The 3,314-nt window shown below is 49.4% G+C and carries 2 rRNA genes; both read right to left on the bottom strand.

What is annotated here, in order from left to right:
• Positions 1–9: 9 nt before the first annotated feature.
• A 5S ribosomal RNA gene (rrf, locus tag GQ594_RS11630) occupies positions 10–125 on the bottom strand.
• Between the two features lie 129 nt (positions 126–254).
• A 23S ribosomal RNA gene (locus GQ594_RS11635) occupies positions 255–3,153 on the bottom strand.
• Between the last annotated feature and the right edge of the window lie 161 nt (positions 3,154–3,314).

A 3,314-nucleotide genomic window follows, 5' to 3' on the forward strand; every position in this document is an offset into this window, starting at 1 on the left:
TATTTAAAAGTCTGGCGGCACCCTACTCTCACATGGGTAATACCCACACTACCATCGGCACTACGGCGTTTCACTTCTGAGTTCGGCATGGGGTCAGGTGGGACCACCGCGCTATTACCGCCAGACATATCCTGTCTTCTCTTTCTCAATCAGTGCACATTATCTCACAACTACACCAATCGCTCAATCCGGAACAAACTGTTTATCTAAATTTTAATCATCTCTTCGCGTAACCCAAAACAACTCCGAGTTGTAAGGTTAAGACTCTCGGTTCATTAGTATCAGTTAGCTCAATGTATCACTACACTTACACACCTGACCTATCTACGTCTTAGTCTCAAACGGACCTTACTGAATCTCTTCAGGGAAAACTCATCTCAAGGCTAGTTTCGTGCTTAGATGCTTTCAGCACTTATCTATTCCGCACGTAGCTACCGGGCAATGCAATTGGCATCACAACCCGAACACCAGCGGTGCGTTCACTTCGGTCCTCTCGTACTAGAAGCAAACCCTCTCAATTTTCCTACGCCCATGGCAGATAGGGACCGAACTGTCTCACGACGTTCTAAACCCAGCTCGCGTACCACTTTAAACGGCGAACAGCCGTACCCTTGGGACCTACTTCAGCCCCAGGATGTGATGAGCCGACATCGAGGTGCCAAACACCGCCGTCGATATGAACTCTTGGGCGGTATCAGCCTGTTATCCCCGGAGTACCTTTTATCCGTTGAGCGATGGCCCTTCCATTCAGAACCACCGGATCACTATGACCTACTTTCGTACCTGCTCGAGCCGTCACTCTCGCAGTCAAGCTAGCTTTTGCCATTGCACTAACCTCCTGATGTCCGACCAGGATTAGCTAACCTTCGTGCTCCTCCGTTACTCTTTGGGAGGAGACCGCCCCAGTCAAACTACCCACCAGACAGTGTCCCTTACCTCGATTCAGAAGTATAGGTTAGAACATCAAACATTAAAGGGTGGTATTTCAAGGTCGACTCCACACACACTAGCGTGCATGCTTCTTTGCCTCCCACCTATCCTACACATTAAGGCTCAATGTTCACTGTCAAGCTATAGTAAAGGTTCACGGGGTCTTTCCGTCTTGCCACGGGTACACCGCATCTTCACGGCAATTTCAATTTCACTGAGTCTCGGGTGGAGACAGCCTGGCCATCATTACGCCATTCGTGCAGGTCGGAACTTACCCGACAAGGAATTTCGCTACCTTAGGACCGTTATAGTTACGGCCGCCGTTTACTGGGGCTTCGATCAAGAGCTTCTGCTTACGCATAACCCCATCAATTAACCTTCCAGCACCGGGCAGGCGTCACACCGTATACGTCCACTTTCGTGTTTGCACAGTGCTGTGTTTTTATTAAACAGTTGCAGCCAGCTGGTATCTTCGACTGATTTCACCTCCATCCGCATGGGACTTCAATTAACATCAGCGTGCCTTCTCCCGAAGTTACGGCACCATTTTGCCTAGTTCCTTCACCCGAGTTCTCTCAAGCGCCTGAGTATTCTCTACCTGACCACCTGTGTCGGTTTCGGGTACGATTAACTATAACCTGAAGCTTAGAGGATTTTCCTGGAAGCAGGGCATCAATTACTTCACTACCTTAGTAGCTCGTCATCACACCTCAGCGTCTCAGTGACCGGATTTGCCTAATCACACGCCTACATGCTTAACCCACCATCCAATAGGTGGTAAACCTAGCCTTCTTCGTCCCCCCATCGCAGTTATAGCCAGTACGGGAATATTAACCCGTTTCCCATCAGATACGCCCTTCGGCCTCTCCTTAGGGGTCGACTCACCCTGCCCCGATTAACGTTGGACAGGAACCCTTGGTCTTCCGGCGAGCGGGCTTTTCACCCGCTTTATCGTTACTTATGTCAGCATTCGCACTTCTGATACCTCCAGCATGCCTCACAACACACCTTCTACGGCTTACAGAACGCTCCCCTACCCAATACACTTACGTGCACTGCCGCAGCTTCGGTGCATAGTTTTAGCCCCGTTACATCTTCCGCGCAGGCCGACTCGACTAGTGAGCTATTACGCTTTCTTTAAATGATGGCTGCTTCTAAGCCAACATCCTAGCTGTCTAAGCCTTCCCACTTCGTTTCCCACTTAACTATGACTTCGGGACCTTAGCTGGCGGTCTGGGTTGTTTCCCTCTTCACGACGAACGTTAGCACCCGCCGTGTGTCTCCCATGATTAAACTTGTCAGTATTCGGAGTTTGCATCGGGTTGGTAAGCCGGGATGGCCCCCTAGCCGAAACAGTGCTCTACCCCCAACAGTTACTCATGAGGCGCTACCTAAATAGCTTTCGGGGAGAACCAGCTATCTCCCGGTTTGATTGGCCTTTCACCCCCAGCCACAGGTCATCCGCTAATTTTTCAACATTAGTCGGTTCGGTCCTCCAGTTAGTGTTAACCAACCTTCAACCTGCCCATGGCTAGATCACCGGGTTTCGGGTCTATACCCTGCAACTTAACGCACAGTTAATACTCGGTTTCCCTTCGGCTCCCCTATTCGGTTAACCTCGCTACAGAATATAAGTCGCTGACCCATTATACAAAAGGTACGCAGTCACACATATCTTATGATACATGCTCCCACTGATTGTACGTACACGGTTTCAGGGTCTATTTCACTCCCCTCCCGGGGTTCTTTTCGCCTTTCCCTCACGGTACTGGTTCACTATCGGTCAATCAGGAGTATTTAGCCTTGGAGGATGGTCCCCCCATCTTCAGACAGGATATCACGTGTCCCGCCCTACTCTATAAGCTTCCACACATCGCACCTTCGTGTACGGGACTTTCACCCTCTATCGTGCGACTTTCCAGACGCTTCCACTAATACAATATGCTACCCGCTTGGGCTGCTCCCCTTTCGCTCGCCGCTACTTAGGGAATCTCGGTTGATTTCTTTTCCTCGGGGTACTTAGATGTTTCAGTTCTCCCGGTTCGCCTCATATGACTATGTATTCATCATATGATAGTGTAGTCTCCTACACTGGGTTTCCCCATTCGGACATCAACGGCTATGGCGCCTTTTATCGGCTCACCGTCGCTTTTCGCAGATTAACACGTCCTTCTTCGCCTCTGATTGCCTAGGCATCCACCGTGTACGCTTAATTTCTTAACCTTACAACTCACAGTTGTCTTGGTCTAAATTACGCTTTCTTCTCTTTCTTACTTCCAGTCGCAGATATCTTCATATCGCTTCCTTCCGCAAAAACGAGAACTCGTTTCTTTCAGCTTGTTCCTAATTGTTAAAGAGCTTTATCTTTCTATTTACTCATCATT

This window comes from Gilliamella sp. Pra-s52 (genome assembly GCF_009795805.1).
Classification (GTDB): domain Bacteria; phylum Pseudomonadota; class Gammaproteobacteria; order Enterobacterales; family Orbaceae; genus Gilliamella.